General features: G+C 69.2%; 2 protein-coding genes. One reads left to right on the top strand and one right to left on the bottom strand.

Annotated elements, in window-relative coordinates:
* The first annotated feature begins 192 nt into the window (after window positions 1-192).
* Window positions 193-954, top strand: a complete 762-nt coding sequence (locus G3N96_RS38570) for a DUF4397 domain-containing protein (protein ID WP_089497295.1) — start codon at window positions 193-195, stop codon at window positions 952-954.
* Between the two features lie 71 nt (window positions 955-1,025).
* On the opposite strand, the gene G3N96_RS38565 is transcribed toward G3N96_RS38570, so the two are convergent.
* The gene (locus G3N96_RS38565) at window positions 1,026-1,574 is read right to left on the bottom strand and encodes a DUF3005 domain-containing protein (protein WP_124585759.1); all 549 of its coding nucleotides are present in this window, start codon (window positions 1,572-1,574) and stop codon (window positions 1,026-1,028) included.
* Window positions 1,575-1,762: the final 188 nt, after the last annotated feature.

Raw genomic sequence — 1,762 nt, 5'->3', positions numbered from 1 at the left:
GCCCGCCGCCGCGTCCCGCCCCTTTCTCGCCCCCTTCCCGACGCCGTTCGCCGCACAGGCACATCGCTTGCGTCATGCACGCGCCCGCCGCTCCGGCGGACGGCATCCTTCCCTCAACCGGCGCTGCGCACCGCGCGACCCTTCGCGCGGCGATCCCGCATCGCAAGCAGGTTCCCTGAACGAGAGGACAACATGAAATCAATACGAACGCTGGTCGCCCTGTGCTCGGTCGTTTCCGTGCTCGCGGCGTGTGGCGGCGGCGACGACGCCGGGACCGAACTCGGCATCTCGAAGCCGCAGGCGCGCTTCATCAACGCGGTGCCGGCCGGGCCCAACCTCGACTACTACCTGAACGCGAAGCTCGACCAGGGCAATATCGCGTACAAGGGCGTGACGCGCTATCACGACGTCGACTCGGGCACGCAGAACGCGAGCTACGACGTCTCCGGCACGACGTCGACCATCGCCGCGCAATCGTTCAGCGCGGCAAACGGCCATCACTACACGACGATCGCGCTGCCGAGCACGACGTCGCTGATCTCCGTGATCGACGATCCGTACGCCAAGGGCCTGCTGTCGGACAAGGCGCGCGTGCGCAGCTTCAACGCGTCGCCGAATGCGCAGAACGTCGACGTGTACGTCGTCCCGCCCGGCACCGACATCACGACGCAAAGCCCGACGCTCGCGGGCACGGCCTACCAGAACGCGGTGCCGGCCTCGACGCAGGATTCGATCTACCTGAACGGCGGCAGCTACCAGGTGATCGTCACGACGGCCGGCAGCAAGACGCCGATCCTCAAGACCGCGCCGGTCACCATCAACAACAACGCCGACTGGCTGCTGCTGACGATCCCGTCGGGCGGGGTCGGCGACGTGACGCCGAACGATATCCACGTGCTGGTTGCGCAGGGCAACGACGCCGATGCGTCCGCGCAGGAACTCGGTCCGCAATAAGGACCGCTCATGATGGCGGCGGGCGGCGGGCGGCGCGATCGTGCCGCCCGCCGCCTCTTCCCGTCACGTGGTCAGTTGTTTCGCTCCAGGACGATCACATGCTCGGCACGCGTGCCGTCGCCGTGCTCGACGTCGACATCGCCGACATGGCGTACGCGCCAGCCCGGCCGCGTCGCGATCTGCGGCATGTTGCCGGACGGACGGCTCTCGATCCCGCCGAGCCCTTCGTCGGGCGTCTCGACCGCTTCGTCGAGCGACGCGTTCGAATAAATCACGTTGTCGTGCCACTTCGACGCGCCCGCGGCGGCTTCCATGCCCTTGCCGTCGACGTCGACCGTGTTGTCGGTCATCGCCATGTTCGCGTTGTCGAGCGTCGGGATCCGGGCGGCCGCTCGCCGCACGGGGTCGGCACTGTCGGGCGCCTGCGTGCCGCGCTCGATCGGCGGCAGGCCGGTCGGCATTTTCCCGGCAATCTTCTCGGGCGTCAGCGGACGCTGCGCGACCTGGGCCGCCTGGGTTGCCGCATCGGGCATGTCGCCGGCCGCCGGCGTCTTCACCGGGCTCTTCTCGATCTGTTCCCGCTGCTGTTCCGGGGTAGGGTTCGATTCCGCGTTCTGCATTGCACCTCCTTGTCCGGCCGGCGCGCGCCGGCATCAGGGCCGCCGCCGGTCCGGGAATCGCTACAACGGTCCTTGCAAATCTTTCATGGGCGCGGCCCGACGCGCACCGCTCCGGGCGCACGTGCCAGACCGGCACGGCACCCTTCGTGCGGACGGCGCACCCGCGCGCAGGCGGCGCGCAGCCGGCG

This window comes from Burkholderia sp. Se-20373, assembly GCF_017104705.1.
GTDB lineage: Bacteria > Pseudomonadota > Gammaproteobacteria > Burkholderiales > Burkholderiaceae > Burkholderia.
Note: the sequence above shows the minus strand (reverse complement) of the source record. Positions and strands in the feature narration are given on the sequence as shown.